We start from the raw sequence: 20,390 nt of genomic DNA, 5'->3' as shown, positions 1-20,390 counted from the left end.
GATCCCCGGGCGGCGCATATGACGATACGCCGCGCACGTTACGCGGATGTTGTACGAGCGTGCGCGTCCCACTGTACTGCTGCCTGCCGGCATGCACCGGATCAGCCAATGGCGTTCGCGGGGTTCTCGCGAAACGGTCAGAGCAGGGCCTTCAGCCGGTACATGGCTTCGAGTGCCTGCTTGGGCGTCAGTTCGTCGGGATCGATCGCGGCAAGCGCTTCCTGCGCGGCCGAAGGCCGGGCAGCGAACAAGGCGAACTGCTGCGGGGCATCGAGCGCTTGTGGCGCCATGTCCGAGGCGTGCGTCTCGCGGCCGCGCTGCTCCAGTTCGGCCAGGCGGCGACGGGCCTGCTGCAGCGTGGTCCTCGGCAGGCCGGCGAGGGCGGCCACCTGCAGGCCGAAGCTGCGGTCCGCGGCGCCTTCCTTCACCGCGTGCATGAAGACCAGCGTATCGCCATGTTCGACGGCATCGAGATGCACGTTGGCGATGCCGCTGCCTGTTTCGTTGGCCAGCGCGGTGAGCTCGAAATAGTGGGTGGCGAACAATGTGTGGCAGCGGTTGGTCGCGGCGAGATGGCGTGCGACGGCGTCGGCCAGTGCCAGGCCATCGTAGGTCGACGTGCCGCGGCCGATTTCGTCCATCAGCACCAGCGATTGCGCGGTGGCGTGGTGCAGGATGTAGCTGGTCTCCGCCATCTCCACCATGAAGGTGGACTGCCCGCGTGCGAGATCGTCGCCCGCACCGATGCGGGTCAGGATGCGGTCGACCGGGCCGATGACGGCGCGCGAGGCAGGCACGAAGCTGCCGATGTGGGCGAGCAGCACGATCAGCGCGTTCTGCCGCATGTAGGTGCTCTTGCCGCCCATGTTCGGACCGGTGATCACCAGCATGCGCCGGTCTTCGTGCAGGTGCAGGTCGTTGGGCTCGAAGGGTTCCTTGCGCACGGCTTCCACCACGGGGTGGCGGCCGCGCTCGATCCGCAGGCCCGGCACATCGTTGAGCTCAGGCTGGGTCCAGTCCAGCGCCTGCGCCCGCTCGGCGAAGGCGGTGAGCACATCGAGTTCGCTGAGCGCGGCGGCACAGCGCTTCAGCGGTTCGAGTCGCTCGTTGAGCGTGTCCAGCAGCGCGTCGTACAGCAGCTTCTCGCGCGACAGCGAGCGCTCGCGCGCCGACAGCGCCTTGTCCTCGAACTGCTTGAGCTCCTCGGTGATGTAGCGCTCGGCGCCGGTCAGCGTCTGCCGTCGGGTGTAGTGCACCGGTGCTTTGTCGGCCTGGCCCTTGCTGATCTCGATGTAGTAGCCGTGCACGCGGTTGTAGCCCACCTTCAGCGTGGGAATGCCGCTGCTCTCACGCTCCCGGATCTCCAGGTCGATCAGGAACTGGTCCGCGTGGGTGCTGAGTTGGCGCAGTTCGTCCAGTTCGGCATCGTAGCCATCGGCCAGCACGCCACCATCGCTGAGTTTCAGCGGCGGTTGCGGTGCGATGGCGGCCAGGAGCAGCGAGGCGGTATCGGCGTGCTCACCGAGCGCCATGGCCAACGCCTGCAGGCGCGGCGCGTCCAGCGGCAGCAGGTGCGAACGCACGTCCGGCAACAGGGCAAGGCCGTCGCGCAGCGTGGACAGGTCGCGCGGCCGCGCGGAGCGCAACGCCACGCGGGTGAGGATGCGTTCCACATCGCCCAGCGCACGGAAGCCCGTCCGCAGTTCGCGGTCGGTGCCGTGTTCGATCAGCGTGGCCACGGCCTGGTGGCGTTCGCCCAGCACACGCTGGTCGCGCAGCGGCCGGTGCAGCCAGCGACGCAGCAAGCGCCCCCCCATCGGGGTGATGGTGGAATCGAGCACGCCGAGCAGCGTGTGCCGCGTGTCGCCGTCGACGCGCGTATCGAGTTCCAGGTGACGGCGCGTGGCCGCGTTCATGGCGATGGCATCGCCGGCCGATTCCACCGCGATCGCGGTCAGGTGGGGCAGGCGCTGCTTCTGGGTTTCTTCCACGTACCCGAGCAGGGCGCCCGCAGCGCCCGTGGCGAGCGGTTTGTCGTCGATGCCGAAGCCGCTGAGATCGTGCAGGCCGAAGAAGTTCAGCAGCTGCCGCCGGCCGCTGTCGGGATCGAACAGCCAGGGCGCGCGCCGGCGGACGCCCGTGCGCTGCTGCAGGAATGCCGGCCAGCCTTCTTCGTCGGGAACCAGCAGCTCGGCCGGCTCCAGGCGCGAGAGTTCGGCCTCCAGGGCGTCGTCGCTGTCCACCTCATTGACCATGAAGCGACCGCCGGCCAGGTCTGCCCATGCAAGGCCATAGCCCGAGCGGCCGCGCGCGACGGTCATGAGCAGCGTATCGCGACGCTCGTTGAGCAGCGCTTCGTCGGTCACGGTGCCCGGGGTGACCACGCGCACCACTTTCCGTTCGACCAGCCCCTTTGCCAGCGCCGGATCACCGATCTGCTCGCAGATCGCCACCGATTCGCCCAGCGCCACCAGCCGGGCCAGGTAACCCTCGCAGGCATGGACCGGTACGCCCGCCATCGGGATGGGCGCACCACCCGAGCTCCCGCGCTGGGTCAGCGTGATGTCGAGCAGCCGGGCCGCCTTGCGGGCATCGTCGTAGAACAGCTCGTAGAAGTCGCCCATCCGGAACAACAGCAGGAGGTCCGGGTACTCCGCCTTGGCGGCGAAGAACTGCTTCATCAGGGGCGTGTGTTCCGACTTGTCTTTGCTCACGAGGCCTGTGGGGAGGGGAAGTGCGAAAGGGTGCTGATTGTAGCGGCTGGGCGTGCGTGGCCGCGGAGTGGAACAGGGGGCTGGCACAGCGAGCAGCACCCGGCGTAATCGAAGTTCCGCACGATCGTTCGGAAAATCAGTGACTTATCCATGCCAAAGTGATGGCCTGCGTATCGACGCAGTGCAGAATGCCGTGCTGTGAAGTGGGTGTTAATTTCGCGTTGACGCAAGGGGAGTTGCGTTCGCCACAGCGGCATCACTGCACGCTACATCCGGAAACACACAAGCACCCGTCGCCAGCACATGACCCTTGGAGGGGAGAACATGGTCACCGCATCGCCCAGGCACAAAGCGCTTTCACTTGCCGTCTTCGCCGCGCTCTGCGCCAGCTCGCATGCGTATGCGCAGCAGGCCGCACCCGCGGCAGAGGAAGAACCCACCACCCTGGCGACCATGACGGTCACCGCGCAGAAGCGCGAGGAGGCCATGCAGGACGTGCCGATCGCGGTGACGGCGGTGTCCGAACAGCTTCTGCAGGACACCGGCGTGCGCGACATCAAGGACCTGCAGGTCCTCGTGCCCGGCCTGACTGTCACCAGCACCCAGAGTGAAGCCATCACTACCGCCCGTATCCGCGGCGTCGGTACGGTGGGCGACAACGTCGGCCTGGAATCATCGGTCGGCGTGGTGATCGATGGCGTGTACCGTCCGCGCAACAGCGTCGGCTTCGGTGATCTGGGGCAACTTGAACGCATCGAGGTGTTGAAGGGGCCGCAGGGCACGGTGTTCGGCAAGAACACCTCGGCCGGCGTCATCAATGTGGTGACCCGTCGCCCGAGCTACACGCAGAGTGCGGAAGGCGAGGTCACGGTCGGCAACTACGGCGCGATCGGCGTGTCCGCCAGCTACAACGACGCGCTGGGCGAAGCGGGTGCATTCAACATCTATGCGGCCAAGCGCAAGCGCGACGGCTGGATGGATGTCCGCACGGGCAACGGCCCACGCCAGGAAACCGACGACAACGACCAGAACTTCCACACAGTGCGTGGCAAGCTGTTGCTGGAGCCCTCGGAGAACCTGGAAATCCTGGTGTCCGGTGACTTCACCAGCCGTGAGGAAAACTGCTGCGCGGCGGTGCAGACTACCGTGGGTGCCACGGCCGCGATCCTCAACGCCCTGGTCGGGGGCAAGGCGGTTGCCGCGCCGGGCGACGATCCGTTCGACCGGGTGGCCTACAGCAACCGTCCGACTACGCAGGACATCAAGGAAAACGGCGTGGCGGTCGAGGTTAACTGGGATTCGTCCTGGTTCGGTGGCGCCACGCTGACATCGATCACCGCACAGCGCGAGTGGGAGGCAATCAACGGCCTGGACTACGATTTCAGCACGGCCGACATCCTGTACCGCGTGGCAGACGAGGACGAGTCCTTCACCGGCTTCAAGACCTTCAGCCAGGAGTTCCGCCTGACGGGCGGCAACGACCACATCGACTGGATGGTCGGTGCGTTCTACACCGACGAGGACCTGGACCGTACCGAAACCTATCGCATCGGCTCGCACTACGAGCCCTATCTGTCGGTTGCGCTGCTGTCGATCATCAATCCGGCCCTGGGCCAGTCGCCGACCGCGCCGCTGTTCCTGTCGCAGGCGACGGGCCGCCCGTTCGGCACCGTGTTCGCCGGCCTGGGGGCGCTGGATACCTACGAGCAGAGCGCCAAGAGCACGGCGCTGTTCACCAACAACACCTGGCACGCCACGGATGCGCTCGACCTTACCCTGGGCCTGCGCTACACCCGCGAGAAGAAGACGCTGGTGTCGAACTACAGCAACCCCAACGGCGGTGCGGGCTGCGGCGCGATGCTGGCCAACCAGGCCGGCGTCGTGGGTGCGCTGATGGCGCGCGGCCTGTCCCAGGCGCAGGCGGTGGCTGCGGCGCCGACGGTGGTCGGCTACGGCTGCCTGCCGTGGGCCAACCCCCTGCACAACGCGCCCACGCGCGACACGGTGCAGGAGCGTGAAGAGAAGGAATGGTCCGGCACGCTGAAGGCGGCATACCGCTGGAACGAGCACGTCATGACCTACGGTTCGTTCGCGCGCGGCTACAAGGGCGGCGGCTTCAACCTCGATCGCGTGCAGTCGTCCAACGGCCTGTCCAGTGGCGGCACGGGCATCCTGCCGGTGCTCGACACCTCGTTCGCAGGCGAGTTCGTGGACAGCTACGAGCTGGGCGCCAAGACCACGTGGCTGGATGGCAACCTGTTGTTGAACGCCACCCTGTTCCACCAGAAGTACGAGGACTTCCAGCTCAACAGCTTCCTCGGCACCAGCTTCGTGGTGCGCTCGATCCCGGAAGTCACTTCGCAGGGCCTGGATGCCGAGCTGATGTGGCAGCCGCGCTCGATCCGCGGCCTCATGCTGCAGGGCGGCCTGATGTACGCCGACACGCAGTACGGCGACAGCATCCCGGGCGGGGATTTCGTGGCGCCCACGGGTGCGCTGTACAAGCTGCCCGGCGCGCAGATGAGCTTCGCGCCGAAGTGGTCCGGTTCGGCGTCGCTGACCTACGAATGGGACGTCGGCAGCCTGATGGCGCGCTTCAACATCGGGGCCAAGTACGTGTCCAAGTACAACACCGGTTCCGATCTGGATCCGGAGAAGATGCAGGATGCTTACGCCGTGGCCAACGCACGGTTCGGCATCGGCGCGCAGGACCAGCGCTGGATGCTGGAGTTCTGGGGCACCAACATCACCGACGAGGACTACGTGCAGGTCGGCTTCGATGGGCCGCTGCAGAATGTTTCGCCGGCGCCGAACAACCCGTTCAACACCTTCAATGCGTTCCTCGGCGCACCCCGCATGTATGGCGTGACCCTGCGCGTGCGTTACTGATCCCCTTCGCAGAACATCGCGAACGGCCCGCCTCCCAGGCGGGCCGTTTTCTTTTGGGGCGGCATGGCGGGGCGACAGCGCCGGACAAATCGGCTACAACACGCACGCCCCCCAGCCGGAACCGATGATGTCCGTCCCCACCGATGAAGAACTGCGCGTCCTGGCCCACCGTCTGGGCGAACGCCTCAGGCAGGGCCGCGATCATCTGGTCACGGCGGAAAGCTGCACGGGGGGCTGGATCGCCAAGTGCGTCACCGATATCGCCGGCTCATCGGACTGGTTCGATTGCGGCTTGGCGGCGTACAGCTACGAAGCCAAGCAGGCCCTGCTGGGCGTGCGGCCGCAGACGCTGGAGACGCATGGCGCGGTCAGCCGCGAGACGGTGATCGAAATGGTGTCCGGCGCACTGGTGAGTTCGGGTGCCAGCGTCGCGGTCGCCGTGACCGGCATTGCCGGCCCGGGCGGCGGTAGCGTGGACAAGCCGGTGGGTACGGTCTGGATCGGCTGGAAGCGGCGGGGCGGCTATGCGCGCGCCGAGGTTTTCCAGTTTTCGGGTGATCGCGATGCCGTGCGCCGGCAGACGGTAGCGACCGCGCTCGACGGGTTGGAAAAGCTGTGATCGCGGTTATCCGCCGCGGAGGAATGCGGTGATGTGGGAAACGCTGGGCACGGTGCGCGATCTGGGCCGATTGCAGGAAATCGCGTCGGTACTGATCCGCTGGGGCTTCGGCGATGTCGTCAAGCGCATCGGTATGGCCGGCGTGCTGGAGAAGGCGGGGCGCCTGCTGCACTGGCAGGCGGTCGAAGAAGGGCGCCTGCGCATGGACGTGCCTGCGCGGCTGCGCTGCACGTTGCAGGACCTGGGCCCCACGTTCGTGAAGCTGGGCCAGGTGATGGCCACCCGGGTAGACCTGCTGTCGCCCACGTGGATCGACGAACTCTGCCAGCTGCAGAATGCCGTGCCTGCGTTGCGATGGGAGGACGTGCTGCCGCAACTGCGCGAAGACCTGGGGGCGGATCCCGAAGCGGTCTTCGACCGGATCGAGCAGGAGCCCCTGGCTGCCGCCTCACTGGCCCAGGCACACCGCGCGTGGCTGGCCGACGGCAGCGCGGTGGTGCTGAAAATACGCCGCCCCGGCATCCGCGACACGGTGGAAGCCGATCTCCGGCTGCTGAAACACCTGGCCGTCATCGTCGAGAAGAATCTTCCCGAACTGCGCCGCTACCATCCCCAGCGCATCGTGCAGCAGTTCAGCGCCTCGCTGCGCCGCGAGCTGGATTTCGCTGCGGAATGCCGCAATGCCGAGCGCATCGCGCAGAATTTCGCCGGCCGCGAGGACATCGTGATCCCGCGCGTTTACTGGGAGTGGACCTGCGAGCGGCTCAACGTGCAAGCCTGTCTGGACGGCATTCCCGGGCGCGACCTCGCCGCCGTGGATGCGGCGGGGCTGGACCGCAGGCAGCTCGCGCGCACCGGGGCGGGGATCGTGCTCAAGATGGTGCTGGAGGACGGTTTCTTCCACGCTGATCCGCACCCCGGCAACATCTTCTACATGCCGGACGGCGCCATCGGCGTGATCGATTTCGGCATGGTCGGGCGGGTCACCGAGCAGCGCCGCTTCCAGATCGTGCGCCTGCTGCATGGCCTGGTCGCACACGACCCGGAAGCCGTGGCGGAAGTCCTGTCCGACTGGACCGAGGAAAACAACGATGTCGACGAACTGCGCTTGCAAGAGTCCGCCGGTGCCTTCGTCGACCAGTATCGCGGCGTGCCGCTGAAGGACCTGCGCATGGGTGCCATGCTCGGCGACGTCACCGCGATGCTGCGCGAGCACGGCCTCAGCCTGCCCGCGGATCTGGCGTTGATGATCAAGGCGTTCCTGACCCTGGAAGGCATGGGGCGCCAGCTCGACCCGGATTTCGACATGGCCAGCGAAGCGCGCCCCTACCTGGAGCGCGCCATGCTGGAGCGCTATGCGCCCGATGTCCTGGTAAGGCGCGGACGACGGACCTTGTCCGGGCTGGTGGACCTGTTGCGCGACATGCCGCGCGACGTGCATCGACTGCTGCAGTCGGCCCGGCGCGGCAAGCTGCAGATGCACATCGAGGTCGATACGCTCAAGGTGTTCGGCGAGCAGGTGGACCGGGCTGCCAACCGCCTGACGATGGGCATCATCACGGCCGCCCTGATCATCGGTTCGTCGATCGTGATGAACAGCGTGGGCGGAGGTGTTTCCAACCGGTGGCTGATGGCGCTCGGCGTGCTGGGTTTCCTCGGCGCCGCGCTGTGCGGGGTGTGGATCCTGTTCTCGATCCTGCGCAGCGGGAGGCGCTAGCGCTCCCCGGGTTGCCAATCGGCGAAGTTAGTAGTATTACTACTAACCATGGATCTGACCGATACCCAGCACGCCATCCTCGCCCTGATTGCCGAACGGCTGGAAGCCGAGGGCATGCCGCCGTCGCAGGCGGAAATCGCCAAGGCCTTCGGCTTCAAGGGCGTGCGTGCCGCCCAGTACCACCTGGAGGCGCTGGAACAGGCGGGGGCCATCGAACGGGTCCCCGGCCGCGCGCGCGGCATCCGCCTGCTCAAGGCGCCGTTGCCCCCCCAGTCGGACCTTGCATTTCCCGCCGCCAACGAAGACGGCCTGCGTGTCCCGGTACTGGGGCAGGTAGCAGCGGGTTCGCCGATCGGCGCGGACGCAGGGCACCACGATTACGTGCTGCTGGATCGCGCCTTCTTCGCACCCGCGCCGGACTACCTGCTGAAGGTCAAGGGTGATTCGATGCGCGATGAGGGCATCTTCGATGGTGATCTGATCGGGGTGCACCGCACGCGCGACGCCCGTTCCGGCCAGATCGTAGTGGCGCGGATCGACGACGCCATCACCGTCAAGCTCTTGAAGATCGGCAAGGACCGCATCCGTCTGCTGCCACGCAATCCCGACTATGCCCCCATCGAGGTGCTGCCCGACCAGGACTTCGCCATCGAAGGCCTGTACTGCGGGCTGGTGAGGCCGAACCGGTGACGCATGGCGCTAGATCGGTCGGGATGCCTTCCTGCATCGAAGCACGGTGTTTCCCGACCTCCCACTGCGGCGAGCGCCGATCCCCGCAGCCCCCGTGAGCAACTAATTTCTCCCATGCCCGTTCCGTCGCAGCCTGTGCGATGGCCGCTCCCCACACTGATCGCACCTGACCACCTTGACTAGGACCACGACAATGGATGAGAACAAGAAGCGCGCCCTTTCCGCCGCACTGACCCAGATCGAGCGCCAGTTCGGCAAGGGCTCGGTGATGCGCATGGGTGACCGGGTCATCGAGCCCGTGGAAATCATCCCCACCGGCTCGCTGATGCTGGACATCGCCCTGGGCATCGGCGGACTGCCGCGTGGTCGCGTGGTGGAGATCTACGGTCCGGAATCCTCGGGCAAGACCACGCTGACCCTGCAGGCCATCGCCCAGTGCCAGAAGCAGGGCGGCACGGCTGCATTCATCGACGCCGAGCATGCGCTGGACCCGATCTACGCCGCCAAGCTCGGCGTGAACGTGGATGACCTGCTGCTGTCGCAGCCGGATACCGGCGAACAGGCGCTGGAAATCGCCGACATGCTGGTGCGCTCCGGATCCATCGACATCGTGGTCATCGACTCCGTGGCGGCGCTGACCCCGAAGGCTGAAATCGAGGGCGAGATGGGCGACCAGTTGCCCGGCCTGCAGGCGCGCCTGATGAGCCAGGCCCTGCGCAAGCTCACCGGCAACATCAAGCGCTCCAACACCACCGTCATCTTCATCAACCAGTTGCGCATGAAGATCGGCGTGATGATGCCCGGCCAGAGCCCGGAGACCACCACCGGCGGCAATGCACTGAAGTTCTACGCCTCGGTCCGCCTGGACATCCGTCGCATCGGTGCCATCAAGAAGGGCGACGAGATCATCGGTAACCAGACCAAGATCAAGGTGGTCAAGAACAAGCTGGCGCCTCCGTTCAAGCAGGTCGTCACCGAGATCCTCTACGGCGAAGGCATCAGTCGTGAAGGCGAACTGATCGACATGGGCGTGGAAGCCAAGCTGGTGGAGAAGGCGGGCGCCTGGTACAGCTACGGCAGCGAGCGCATCGGCCAGGGCAAGGACAATTCCCGTACCTTCCTGCGCGAGAACCCCGCCATCGCCGCCAAGCTCGAAGCCGAACTGCGTGAGAAGTTCCAGCCGGCTGAAGCGCAGCGCGAAGAAAGTGCGGACAACGACGGCGAATAAGCATCGCGGCAGGTCAGATGGGCGCGTGTCATGGTCGATGAAGCAGGAGATGCACCGGGGGCGGGACGCCGCCGTCGCAAGCCGGTCGAGCAGACACCCCTGCAGCGCGCGCTCGGACTCCTGACCCGTCGGGAGCATTCCCGGCGGGAGTTGTCCCGAAAATTGACGTCCCGTGGAGTGGAAGCGGCCGATGTGCGATCGGCCGTGGACCGGTTGGCAGGTGAGGGCTGGCAGAGCGACACGCGCTTTGCGGAGGCCCTTGTCCGCAGCCGGGCCTCGGGTGGTTATGGTCCGCTACGGATCAGGGCTGAGCTGTCCACGCATGGGCTGGACCGTGAGGCAGTGGCGGCGGCCATGGCCACCTTCGATGGCGACTGGACCGAAGCGGCGTGCGACCTCGTCCGCCGTCGTTTCGGTCCAGCCCGCCAGATCGACCAGGCTCAACGGCGCAAGATCGCTGATTTCCTGATCCGACGCGGCTTCGATGGTGCCGCCATCCGTGCCGCAAGTCGGCTGGAGGCGGAGGACTGGGACGGAGCGGCCTGATAATCTAGGGCATTGGGTTGCTTCCACCCTGCCGCACCCGCATGTAGCGGAGAGCGCGGCGCGGTGATGCGCCTTCCAGCCAATGCCTGCCAGATGACCACTCCCAATACTTTCAGCACCCGCCAGATCCGCCAGGACTTCCTCGATTTCTTTGCCGGGAAGGGCCATACCATCGTGCCGTCTGCCTCACTCGTGCCCGGTAACGACCCCACGTTGCTGTTCACCAATTCCGGCATGGTGCAGTTCAAGGACGTCTTCCTGGGCGCGGAGAAGCGGAGCTACGTACGCGCCGCCGACGTGCAGCGCTGCCTTCGCGCAGGCGGCAAGCACAACGATCTGGACTCAGTCGGCTATACGGCCCGCCATCACACCTTCTTCGAGATGCTGGGCAACTGGTCCTTTGGCGATTACTTCAAGAAGGAAGCCATCGGCTGGGCGTGGGAATTGCTGACCGAGGTCTGGAAGCTGCCCAAGGACCGCCTGCTGGTCACGGTGTATCACACCGATGACGAAGCCTACGACCTGTGGCATGACATGATCGGCCTGCCCGCTGAACGCATCGTGCGCATCGGCGACAACAAGGGCGCCCCTTACGCATCGGACAATTTCTGGCAGATGGCCGATACCGGCCCCTGCGGTCCCTGCACTGAAATCTTCTACGACCATGGCGACCACATCGCGGGTGGTCCTCCGGGCTCGCCGGATGAAGATGGTGATCGCTATATCGAGATCTGGAACAACGTCTTCATGCAGTTCGACCGGCAACCCGATGGCACGCTGATACCGCTGCCGGCCCCCTGTGTCGATACCGGCATGGGACTGGAGCGCCTGGCGGCCGTGCTTCAGCATGTCCACACGAATTATGAGATCGATCTGTTCCAGGGCCTGATCCGCAAGGCGTCCGAGCTGACCGGCACGGCCGATCTCGAGAACAAGTCGTTGCGCGTGATCGCGGACCATATCCGCGCCTGCAGCTTCCTCATCGTCGATGGCGTCCTGCCTTCCAATGAAGGGCGCGGTTACGTGCTGCGCCGGATCATCCGCCGCGCGCTGCGCCATGGTTGGATGCTGGGCGTGCGGCAGCCGTTCTTCCATAGGATGGTCGGCACACTGTCGGACCTGATGGGTGATGCCTATCCCGAACTGCCCGCCGCTAGTGAGCTCGTCGAGCGCGCACTCAAGGCCGAGGAGGAGCGCTTCGCCGAGACCCTGGATTCGGGCATGCGCATCTTTGACGATGTGGCTTCTCGCGTCACCGATGGCGTGATCCCGGGCGTCGATGCGTTCCGGCTCTATGACACCTATGGCTTCCCCGTCGATCTGACCGCGGATATCGCGCGCGAGCGTGGGTTGACCGTGGATATGGCGGGTTTCGATGCCGCGATGGAGCAGCAGCGCGAAACCGCGCGTGCCGCCGGCAAGTTCACCTCGACGACCGGCCTGCCTGCCGACCTGGTGGCGCAGCTTTCGCCTACTGGATTCCTGGGTTACGACCAGCTTGATGCCGGCGGCCTGGAGATTGTCGCGCTGCTCAAGGATGGGCGCCCGGTGCAAGCGGTGCAGGCGGGTGACGAGGCCGTTGTCATCCTGGACCGTACCCCCTTCTACGCGGAATCCGGTGGCCAGATCGGCGACACCGGCGTGCTGGCCGAGCAGGGTGTCGAGTTCGATGTCGCGGACACGCTCAAGTTCGCTGGCCAATTCCACGGCCACGCAGGTCGCGTCGCGAAGGGTTCGTTGAAGGTGGGTGACCACGTCGTGGCGTCGGTGGATGCGGCGCGTCGCGCCAGCACCATCCTCAATCACTCCGCCACGCACCTGTTGCATGCGGCACTGCGCGAAGTGCTGGGCACCCATGTGCAGCAGAAGGGATCGCTGGTCGCGCCGGATCGCCTGCGCTTCGACTTTTCCCACTTCCAGCCGATGACGCCCGCGGAGCTGGCCGAGATCGAGCGTCGCGTCAATGCGCAGATCCGTGCCAACAACGAGGCCGAAGTGCATCACATGGGCATGCAGGAGGCGCTGGATTTCGGTGCCATGGCCCTGTTTGGCGAAAAATATGGCGAGAACGTGCGTGTGCTGAAGATGGGCGGCTATTCCACGGAGCTGTGTGGCGGCACCCACGTCGGACGCACGGGGGACATCGGCCTGTTCAAGCTGGTCGGTGAAAGTGGCGTATCCGCAGGCGTGCGACGCATCGAGGCGGTGACAGGGCAGGGTGCCCTGGATTACGTGGCGGATGAGGAGCGCCGGCTGTCCGAAGCTGCAGGCCTTCTGGGCGGGAACGCCAGTGAAGTGGTCGAGAAGATCCGGGCTCTTGCCGACAGGCAGAAGAAGCTCGAGCGCGAACTGGAGTCCCTGAAGGCAAAGGCGGCCTCCAGCGCCACGTCCGACCTGGCAGGGGGGGCGGTCGATATCGCGGGCGTCCGCGTACTCGCGTCACGGCTGGAAGGCTTCGACGCCAAGGCGCTTCGCGATGCCATGGATCGCCTGAAACAGCAGCTGGGTGACGCCGTGATCGTCCTCGCCGGCACTGCGGACGGCAAGGCGGCACTGGTGGCGGGCGTGAACGGTGCCGCAACCGGCCGGGTCAAGGCGGGGGAACTACTGTCACATATCGCCGGTCAGATCGGGGGCAAGGGCGGTGGTCGCCCGGACCTCGCCCAGGGTGGTGGTGAGGACGGGCCCGCCCTTGCTGCGGCCCTTGAGAGCGTCCCGGCATGGGTCCAGCAACGCCTCGCCTGACCCGTCATGGGGTCATTCAGCGCTTGCGGCCGTGTGCCTCCGGCCGCTACCATGCTTTAGGTTCATGAATGTACCAGGAAGCTGTCGGCCGGTTTTCACAAGGCTGGCGCGCCCCCGGCACTATCCTTTGCCGGATTACGGAGAAGAAACATGTTGATCTTGACCCGCCGTGTCGGCGAAACCCTGATGATCGGCGATTCGGTCACGGTGACCGTGCTTGGCGTGAAAGGCAACCAGGTGCGTATCGGTATCACCGCGCCCAAGGATGTGGCCGTGCATCGCGAAGAAATCTACCAGCGCATCCAGCGCGGCGAAGAGATCGCTTCGCCGGCAGGGTCTGAAAACGTCACTTCGGAGTGAATTTGTTTGCCGCCTGCGCGGTGAGCCGCTATCCTAGGCGGCCGCTGCAGCCTGGCTGCAACGTGCGACAAAAACCGGAGTGATGCCCGAGTGGCCGAAGGGGCTCCCCTGCTAAGGGAGTATAGGGTCAAAAGCCTTATCGAGGGTTCGAATCCCTCTCACTCCGCCAGTTGATGAAAGAAGCCCCGCAATGCGGGGCTTCTTTTTGTCCGCATGAGAGCTGTAACGATGCTCCTCTTCTCGCGGACGAAAAAAAACAGGCTGACCTAAGTCAGCCTGTTTCGAAAATGGCGCGCCCGGAGAGATTCGAACTCCCGACCGCCTGGTTCGTAGCCAGGTACTCTATCCAGCTGAGCTACGGGCGCGTTTCGTTAGAAGCGGAATTTTGCACGAACGAATTTCACCCGTCAATAACCTGATGGAAAGATTCCTTGGGCACGACGTCTGCGGCCGCCTTCGGCGGTCCTTCGCGTACTTGAAGGCAGATCCGATCACCGAAATGGGGCGCGCGTCTCATCCGCAGCGCTTAATGAAGGTCCGGATTAGCAGGCTGTTCACGCCCGCGTCGGGACAATGATCGGGCAGGGGAAACAACAGAACGCGAGCAATCGCGGGAGTCCATTTGATGCATTTCTCAAAACCCTTGCTTGGGCTGGGGCTGCTGGCGGCTGTCCCCTTGAGCGCGGCTGCCGCGACTTACAACGTCGGCCCGGGGCGCACCTATACGCAGCTCACGACCCTCTTCAGCAGCGTCAATCTGGCGCCTGGCGACATCGTCGAAGTGGACGGCAATGCGACCTACGCCGGCAATATCGTGGTGGGCAGCGATGACAGCGGTACGGAAGCCAGCCCGGTGACGATCAGGTGGCGCCGTGTCGCCGGGGCAACCCGGCCGGTGCTTTCGGGGGGCACCCATACCATCAAGTTCGAGCAGTCGAACCACGTCGTGCTGGAAGGCTTCGAGGTGACCGGCGGAACGAGCTCCTGCATTTTCAGCGAAGCCCACAACGCCACGGTACGCGATGCCTACGTGCATGACTGTCCCTCGCACGGCATCCTGGGCGCCGACCAGAACTCCGGTTCGTTCACGCTCGAATACAGCGAGATCGCCCGCTCGGGTCAGGGTGACCGCCGGCACGCGATCTACATGCAGTCCGACGAAGTGGCCTATCCGGACACCGTCTTCAGGATGCGCTACAACTACGTGCACAGCGCCACGGGTGGCGTGCTGGTGCGCGTGCGCCACCAGCGTGCCGAAATCCACTACAACTGGATCGAGGGGTCGGACCTGCACGAAGTCGAGCTGATCGGGCCCGACTGCGAGACGCAGAAGTCCGGCTGGACGGCGGATCTCCGGCGCGAAGACGCCGAGCTCGTCGGCAACGTCATCATCCATCGTTCGACGAGTCGTTCGGGCAATGCGCTGCGCATTGGCGGCGATCTCAACGGACGCAACCAGGGGCGCACGCGCCTGGTGAACAACACCATCCTGATGGACCGCTCCGGCACGGCGAACGCCGTGCTGGTCCAGTTGGGACAGGGCTCGCTGGAGATGCACAACAATGTGATCTACCAGCCGGCAGCGGGCAGTGCGCCCAGCATCGTCCGCGAGAATCCGGCCAGCAATGTCGACACGCCGTACTGTGGTCCGCAGAGCAGGGAGCCCTGGTCGGATGGCCGCAAGGTCGCCGGCTCCAACAACTGGGTGCAGACGGCGGCGGCGATGGTGCCGACGGAATGGACGGGCACGCTGCGCGGCAACGACCCGATGTTCGTCGATCTGGCGCAGCGCAACCTTCGTCCGCGCGCGGGCAGTCCCCTGTTGAACGCGGGCAACAATACGCCCGTGACGCCAACCGCTTTCCCGTTCCCGTCGCCGCAGCTGCTGCCGGCCTTCGATCCGCCGTTGCGGACCAAACTCGCGATGGGCGATGCGCATGCCCGTCTTCTGCTGGAGAACCGCATCGATGTGGGGGCGTTCGAACAGTTCGACATCGACCAGGTCTCCGACCCGATCCGGGTGAATGGGTCGCAACCGTTGATCCCGTCACGCGCGTCCGGAGCGGCGGCACAGCCGGTGACCGCGTCCCAACCGGCCATTGCCACCCCTGCGCAGGCCACGCTGCCGGCGGTCCGCGAGCGGCCGCGCTGGCGGCAAGCACCCGCTGCACGTTACCGAAGGGGCGTTGTCCGCCGCTGACGCGCGGCCGTTTTCCCCTGTTGCGACCAGAGGCCGCCCTTCGGGGCGGCCTTTTTTCGTTCCCGTGTCCGGCACTGGCGGAAAGTCACGTTCGAGGAGGTGTGTCGGAAGTAAGAAGACGTACCGGCGCCAGGGCGATGGTTTTCCCGGGAAGGGATGGCCGCGTGGCGACGGAATGAAACGTATCGCGGTACGGGCCGAGGGTGCTGGCCGGTACGGCAGCAGGGGGCGTCGATGAAGGCAGCGCACAAGAGCCGCAAGGACCGGGTGATCCGGTTCCTGTGGTTGGGGGAAGTCGTCGTACTGTTCGCAGCCGTGATGGCGGCGGCGTGGATCCGCTTCCACACGGATTCGGAATACCAGGTGATGTTCCTGGAACAGACGCCGTGGCGCGCGGCACTGGTGGCCTTGGCCATCACCGGCTCCATGACCGCCTTCGGCCTTTACCAGACCCACGTCCGGCACTCCCGCATGGACTTCGTCCTGCGCCTGGCGCTCTCGTTCGCGTTTGGCGGCATCGCGCTCGTCGTCCTGTATTACCTGGTGCCTCCTGCGTATCTCGGTCGCGGCGTGCTGGCCATCTCGCTGGGCATCGGAGTGGTTGGCATCGTGCTGGTCCGCATCGGGTGGGTGCGGGTGTTCCATTCGGACGTCCTGAAGCAGCGCGTCCTGATTCTCGGTGCAGGCCGCAATGCGGACCTGATCAATTCCTGCATGCGGCGCCGCTCGGACCGTCGCACGTTCTCCGTCGTGGGATTCGTGCCGGTGCCAGGCCAGCCCGTGCTGGTACGCGAGGACATGCTGGTCCACATGGGGGATGAAGGACTGCATGCCCTGACCGAACGCCTGCTGATCGACGAGTTGGTCATCGCGCCCGATGAGCGTCGCGGCGGGCTACCCATGGAGCAGATGCTCCAGTGCGTACAACAAGGGATATCCGTGGTCGACCTGTCCAGCTTCTTCGAACGCGAAGCGGGCATGGTGCAGCTCAACGCGGTGGACCCGTCCTGGCTGGTGTTTTCGGGGGGCTTCGACTACTCCACGCCACGTCGCCTCAGCAAGCGCTTCTTCGACCTTCTGGCGGCGGGCGCGCTGTTGCTGGTCAGCTGGCCGCTGATGGTCCTCGTGGGCCTTGCTGTCTGGGTCGAGTCGGGCGGGCCTGTCTTCTACAGCCAGACACGCGTGGGCGAGCGTGGGCGGCATTTCACGCTGACCAAGTTCCGCAGCATGCGGGTGGATGCCGAGAAGGGCGGCGTCGCGATCTGGGCCAGCAAGGATGACGACCGCAGCACGCGGGTGGGGCGCTTCATCCGCAAGACGCGCCTGGACGAACTGCCGCAGCTCATCGCGGTGCTGCGCGGCGACATGAGCTTCGTGGGGCCGCGACCGGAGCGCCCGCATTTCGTCGACATGCTCAACGATGAAGTGCGTTATTACGGCGTGCGGCACAGCGTCAAGCCCGGTCTGACCGGGTGGGCGCAGCTGCGCTACCCCTACGGTGCATCGGTGCGCGATGCGGAAGAGAAACTCAAGTTCGATCTGTTCTACGTCAAGAACCATGGTCTGGTGTTCGACGTGATGATCCTGCTGCAGACCGTAGAGGTCGTGCTGTTCGGCCGCGGCGCGCGCTGAGCGGCCGCGCATGCGGAAGGGAAATTCAGCCGGCGGGGAGCAGTCCGCGCAGGAAGCGTTTCAGGCCGAACGGCAACAGGGCCAGGATTTCGCGACGCTGTCCCCTGTCCCGCGAGAGCCGCCAGGCGCGGCTGGCCAGTCTGCCGCCCGCAACCCAGCGGCGGCGTATCAGCATGCCGCGCGCATTGCGCAGGTAGGTGCCGGCAAGCGCGGCGTCCAGTTCGCCGTCGTCAAGCGTGCCGCGGGCACCGGCGACAGCGGCTTCGACCACGCGGACATAGTCGTCGTACGTGCTGCTCGCCGCCGACAGGCCATCATGGCCCCGCATCGCGCGCACCAGTGCCAGTTCGACGACACCGATCGGCCAGTGACGTGCGACCCTCAGGTGGAATTCGAGATCCTCGGCAGTGCGCAATGCCTCATCGAACCCGCCCAGCTGGTCCACCACCTGCCGGCGGAGCATGACCGATGCGGGAATCAATGCGGGATTGTGCAGCAGCCATCGCAACGCCCAGCCATCCTCGCGGATCACCTCGCGGCGGTGGAAGACGTCGATGTGCCGGTAGTCGCCATCGATGCGCTCGACGTCGCAGACGACCATGCCGAAGTCCGGCCTGGATTCGAGGAAGGCCACCTGCAGCGCGGTCTTTTCCGGCAACCACTCGTCGTCGCTGTCGAGCAAGGCGAGATAGCGTCCACGGGCGAGGCGGAGGCCATGGTTGCGTGCGGCCGATACGCCTGCGTTGGATTGCCACACGTGCTTCACGCGTTCACCGTAGCGCGCCTGCAGCATGTCGGCCGTGCCATCGGTGGAGCCGTCGTCCACCACGATGATCTCGTCGACGCGGTGGGTCTGCGCCAGCACGGAATCGATGGCGCGCGGCAACAGGTCCCGACGGTTGTACGTCGGTATAATCACTGAAACTTCGATGTCGGGCGCCATGCTGAAGGACGTCTCCAAGAAGCTGTTGTACACGAGCGGGTTGCTCGGCCTCTATCACCGGCTGCGCAACGCCGACAGCCTGACGGTGGTGATGTTCCATCGTACCTTGAGTCCGGACGATCCGCGCTGGGCGACCTGCGACCCCGACTACACGCTGGCCACGCGCTGGCTTGAACAGTCGCTGGTGTTCTTCCGCCGCCACTACAGCGTGGTATCGCTGGAGCAGGTGCTGGCGTCGCGCAGGACAGGCGCGCCCCTGCCGCCAAGATCCCTGTTGATCACCTTCGACGACGGCTGGGCCGACAATGCCCACTACGCGCTTCCCGCGTTGAAGCGGGCGGGCTTGCCGGCGCTGCTGTTCGTGGTGGCGGATGCGGTGGGAACCCGGCAGCCTTTCTTCCAGGAACGCCTCATCGGCGCCTGGCGACGCGGAGCGCTGGGTGTGCACGAACTGGCGGCTGCGTTGCCGGCTGGCGAGGCGCCAGGGGCCCAGGTCGATGAGACCATCGGCGCCCTGCGCGAGGTGATCGCGCGCCTCGAAGCATTGGAGGCGGATGTCCGCGCACGCGTACTGGAGCCTTTCATGGCGCGGCTCGATGACGGGCACCGCCACATGGTCACTGCCGAGGAACTGCATCAGCTTGAAGCCGGGGGCGTTGCCCTGGGCCTGCATGGCAAGACCCACACGCCGATGAGGCTCGCGGCTGATCTGGATGCGGAACTTGCCGGCGCACGCGCAGCGCTCGCCCAGCATCTGGGGCAGACGCATGCCAGTGCGGAGTCGATGTCGTTTCCCCATGGATCGTTCGATGCCGCCATCGCGCAGCAGGCGCGGGAAGCCGGTTACGAATTGCTGTTCACCAGCGTGCCGGTACTGAATCCCACGACGCCGGGCGTCGGCTGGCTGCTGGGCCGGACCGGTTTCGAAACCGACGCGGTGGTCGATGCCAAGGGACGGTTCCGCGAAGACTGGCTGGCCCTGTACCTGTTCCGCCGACAGGCGCGCCGCCTGGCCTGACGCTGTCAGGCACGGGTGCCGCTGCGCGCGTTATTCGTCTTCGTCCGCCGAGGTCAGGAATAGCGACGCGGCGGCTGCCGGTTCGCCTGACGAGCTCCAGCGCGTGAACACCGGCCTGCGTCCGCGCTCGACGAAATGCAGCGCCTGCCATCCCGCGCGTTGCGCGTCCGAGGCGCACATCTCCACCGAGACAGCCGCGCAGCCCAGCGTACGCGCGGCACGAAGCAGCTCGCCCACGTGCATGGCCGCCATGCCGTTGGCGCCGTCGAGAGACCAGAAGTCGCGCACATGCAGCGTACCCTCGATGCGCTGCACGGCGAACCAGGCCTGCAGGGCACGGTCGCGTGCGCGCTTCACCAGCAGATAGCGGGTGGTCGCCAGCGGAGATTCGTCGAAGCGCCAGCGCAGATGGCCGACATCGCGTACCGCCATGACATCGTCGCCCTTGTGGGAGTCCGCCCACACGGCATCGATGCGGGCGTCGGCCTGGTCCGTCCATGCCGAGCGCAACGCCGGGCCGCGCAGGCGCGACCATGCATCGCGAAGCGCGACCACCCTGTCGGCGGCCCAGCCTGCGGGCGACGCGAGCCAGCCTGGCAGGCGGCTGCGAAGATAGTGGGCGTGGCGCAGCACGCGTGCGTAACGCACCAGATGCGCGGACTGGGCATACCCGATCCGCTTGAACACCGGGGCGGCCTTGGGATTCGGGAAGCCGTAGAGAACATCGAGCGCCTCACCCGCGGCCGCGATCAATCCCTGCTGCAACATCAGTGCGGGCCCCAGTGAACGATGCTGGGGCAGCACGGCGAGGTCCACGAGCACGCCTCCGCGCAGTTCCCGCCCCTGCCACACGAGGCGGCGCCTGCCTGCGGATGCCGTGCCCACGTGCGTCTGCGTCGGGACATCGAGCAGCAACTGCAACAGCGGTTCGCCATGCGGGCAGCGCAGGTAGAACCACTCGTACTTTGCGGTCATCCGGGCGTCCTGGCCCAGATTGCCACGCCACAACGACAGCACCGTCTCCCGGTCGCGCGCCGGATGGCCGGCTCCCACGAGGTACTGCGGCGGGGTGGGCATGGCGTTCATCGC

General features: G+C 65.9%; 14 protein-coding genes and 2 tRNA genes. 12 read left to right on the top strand and 4 right to left on the bottom strand.

The window, feature by feature from the left end; genetic code table 11:
• Positions 1 to 137: 137 nt before the first annotated feature.
• Positions 138 to 2,681 (bottom strand): DNA mismatch repair protein MutS, encoded by a 2,544-nt coding sequence (gene mutS, locus ACIPRS_RS11400; RefSeq protein ID WP_446538796.1) that lies wholly within the window; start codon positions 2,679 to 2,681, stop codon positions 138 to 140.
• Positions 2,682 to 3,038: 357 nt separating this feature from the next.
• On the opposite strand from mutS, the gene ACIPRS_RS11395 reads away from it, so the two are divergent.
• The 9 genes from ACIPRS_RS11395 to ACIPRS_RS11355 all read left to right on the top strand — a co-directional run bounded on the left by ACIPRS_RS11395 (position 3,039) and on the right by ACIPRS_RS11355 (position 13,677).
• Complete coding sequence (locus tag ACIPRS_RS11395) at positions 3,039 to 5,603, top strand: TonB-dependent receptor (protein ID WP_337731110.1); 2,565 nt, start codon at positions 3,039 to 3,041, stop codon at positions 5,601 to 5,603.
• A 127-nt stretch (positions 5,604 to 5,730) separates the two neighbouring features.
• A complete protein-coding gene (locus tag ACIPRS_RS11390) occupies positions 5,731 to 6,222 on the top strand; it encodes a CinA family protein (protein WP_446538629.1) in 492 nt (163 codons plus the stop codon).
• 31 nt (positions 6,223 to 6,253) lie between these two features.
• A complete protein-coding gene (locus tag ACIPRS_RS11385) occupies positions 6,254 to 7,939 on the top strand; it encodes an ABC1 kinase family protein (RefSeq protein ID WP_446538628.1) in 1,686 nt (561 codons plus the stop codon).
• Positions 7,940 to 7,987: 48 nt separating this feature from the next.
• Positions 7,988 to 8,629: a transcriptional repressor LexA gene (gene lexA, locus ACIPRS_RS11380; RefSeq protein WP_337731107.1), complete on the top strand. Its 642-nt coding sequence runs from the start codon at positions 7,988 to 7,990 to the stop codon at positions 8,627 to 8,629.
• Positions 8,630 to 8,822: 193 nt separating this feature from the next.
• Complete coding sequence (recA, locus tag ACIPRS_RS11375; RefSeq protein WP_192201519.1) at positions 8,823 to 9,857, top strand: recombinase RecA; 1,035 nt, start codon at positions 8,823 to 8,825, stop codon at positions 9,855 to 9,857.
• Positions 9,858 to 9,887: 30 nt separating this feature from the next.
• A complete protein-coding gene (gene recX / locus ACIPRS_RS11370; RefSeq protein WP_446538627.1) occupies positions 9,888 to 10,403 on the top strand; it encodes a recombination regulator RecX in 516 nt (171 codons plus the stop codon).
• Positions 10,404 to 10,496: 93 nt separating this feature from the next.
• Complete coding sequence (gene alaS / locus ACIPRS_RS11365; RefSeq protein WP_446538795.1) at positions 10,497 to 13,148, top strand: alanine--tRNA ligase; 2,652 nt, start codon at positions 10,497 to 10,499, stop codon at positions 13,146 to 13,148.
• 150 nt (positions 13,149 to 13,298) lie between these two features.
• Positions 13,299 to 13,508, top strand: a complete 210-nt coding sequence (gene csrA, locus ACIPRS_RS11360; protein ID WP_142124622.1) for a carbon storage regulator CsrA — start codon at positions 13,299 to 13,301, stop codon at positions 13,506 to 13,508.
• 76 nt (positions 13,509 to 13,584) lie between these two features.
• Positions 13,585 to 13,677, top strand: a tRNA-Ser gene (locus tag ACIPRS_RS11355).
• 119 nt (positions 13,678 to 13,796) lie between these two features.
• On the opposite strand, the gene ACIPRS_RS11350 is transcribed toward ACIPRS_RS11355, so the two are convergent.
• A tRNA-Arg gene (locus tag ACIPRS_RS11350) sits at positions 13,797 to 13,873 on the bottom strand.
• 260 nt (positions 13,874 to 14,133) lie between these two features.
• On the opposite strand from ACIPRS_RS11350, the gene ACIPRS_RS11345 reads away from it, so the two are divergent.
• Entirely contained in the window at positions 14,134 to 15,708 is a 1,575-nt protein-coding gene (locus tag ACIPRS_RS11345) for a hypothetical protein (RefSeq protein WP_446538626.1), read from the top strand.
• Between the two features lie 234 nt (positions 15,709 to 15,942).
• Positions 15,943 to 17,340: a TIGR03013 family XrtA/PEP-CTERM system glycosyltransferase gene (locus ACIPRS_RS11340; RefSeq protein ID WP_446538625.1), complete on the top strand. Its 1,398-nt coding sequence runs from the start codon at positions 15,943 to 15,945 to the stop codon at positions 17,338 to 17,340.
• A 25-nt stretch (positions 17,341 to 17,365) separates the two neighbouring features.
• Here ACIPRS_RS11340 and ACIPRS_RS11335 read toward each other — a convergent pair whose 3' ends face one another.
• A complete protein-coding gene (locus ACIPRS_RS11335) occupies positions 17,366 to 18,283 on the bottom strand; it encodes a glycosyltransferase family 2 protein (protein ID WP_446538624.1) in 918 nt (305 codons plus the stop codon).
• Here ACIPRS_RS11335 and ACIPRS_RS11330 point away from each other — a divergent pair.
• Positions 18,270 to 19,301, top strand: coding sequence for a polysaccharide deacetylase family protein (locus ACIPRS_RS11330; protein WP_446538623.1), 1,032 nt, complete (start codon positions 18,270 to 18,272; stop codon positions 19,299 to 19,301). The two genes, ACIPRS_RS11335 and ACIPRS_RS11330, sit on opposite strands and share 14 nt — an antisense overlap.
• 30 nt (positions 19,302 to 19,331) lie before the next feature.
• On the opposite strand, the gene ACIPRS_RS11325 is transcribed toward ACIPRS_RS11330, so the two are convergent.
• Complete coding sequence (locus ACIPRS_RS11325) at positions 19,332 to 20,387, bottom strand: hypothetical protein (RefSeq protein WP_446538622.1); 1,056 nt, start codon at positions 20,385 to 20,387, stop codon at positions 19,332 to 19,334.
• Between the last annotated feature and the right edge of the window lie 3 nt (positions 20,388 to 20,390).

The organism is Pseudoxanthomonas sp. LARHCG66, assembly GCF_052871755.1.
This window is presented reverse-complemented; position numbering and strand designations above follow the sequence as displayed.

What these genes read in the sequence shown, in the direction of transcription:
- mutS (WP_446538796.1), bottom strand. Translation starts at nt 2,681, where the DNA reads ATGAAGCAGTTCTTCGCCGCCAAGGCGGAGTACCCGGACCTCCTGCTG.
- ACIPRS_RS11395 (WP_337731110.1), top strand. Translation starts at nt 3,039, where the DNA reads ATGGTCACCGCATCGCCCAGGCACAAAGCGCTTTCACTTGCCGTCTTC.
- ACIPRS_RS11390 (WP_446538629.1), top strand. Translation starts at nt 5,731, where the DNA reads ATGTCCGTCCCCACCGATGAAGAACTGCGCGTCCTGGCCCACCGTCTG.
- ACIPRS_RS11385 (WP_446538628.1), top strand. Translation starts at nt 6,254, where the DNA reads ATGTGGGAAACGCTGGGCACGGTGCGCGATCTGGGCCGATTGCAGGAA.
- lexA (WP_337731107.1), top strand. Translation starts at nt 7,988, where the DNA reads ATGGATCTGACCGATACCCAGCACGCCATCCTCGCCCTGATTGCCGAA.
- recA (WP_192201519.1), top strand. Translation starts at nt 8,823, where the DNA reads ATGGATGAGAACAAGAAGCGCGCCCTTTCCGCCGCACTGACCCAGATC.
- recX (WP_446538627.1), top strand. Translation starts at nt 9,888, where the DNA reads ATGGTCGATGAAGCAGGAGATGCACCGGGGGCGGGACGCCGCCGTCGC.
- alaS (WP_446538795.1), top strand. Translation starts at nt 10,497, where the DNA reads ATGACCACTCCCAATACTTTCAGCACCCGCCAGATCCGCCAGGACTTC.
- csrA (WP_142124622.1), top strand. Translation starts at nt 13,299, where the DNA reads ATGTTGATCTTGACCCGCCGTGTCGGCGAAACCCTGATGATCGGCGAT.
- ACIPRS_RS11345 (WP_446538626.1), top strand. Translation starts at nt 14,134, where the DNA reads ATGCATTTCTCAAAACCCTTGCTTGGGCTGGGGCTGCTGGCGGCTGTC.
- ACIPRS_RS11340 (WP_446538625.1), top strand. Translation starts at nt 15,943, where the DNA reads ATGAAGGCAGCGCACAAGAGCCGCAAGGACCGGGTGATCCGGTTCCTG.
- ACIPRS_RS11330 (WP_446538623.1), top strand. Translation starts at nt 18,270, where the DNA reads ATGTCGGGCGCCATGCTGAAGGACGTCTCCAAGAAGCTGTTGTACACG.
- ACIPRS_RS11335 (WP_446538624.1), bottom strand. Translation starts at nt 18,283, where the DNA reads ATGGCGCCCGACATCGAAGTTTCAGTGATTATACCGACGTACAACCGT.
- ACIPRS_RS11325 (WP_446538622.1), bottom strand. Translation starts at nt 20,387, where the DNA reads ATGAACGCCATGCCCACCCCGCCGCAGTACCTCGTGGGAGCCGGCCAT.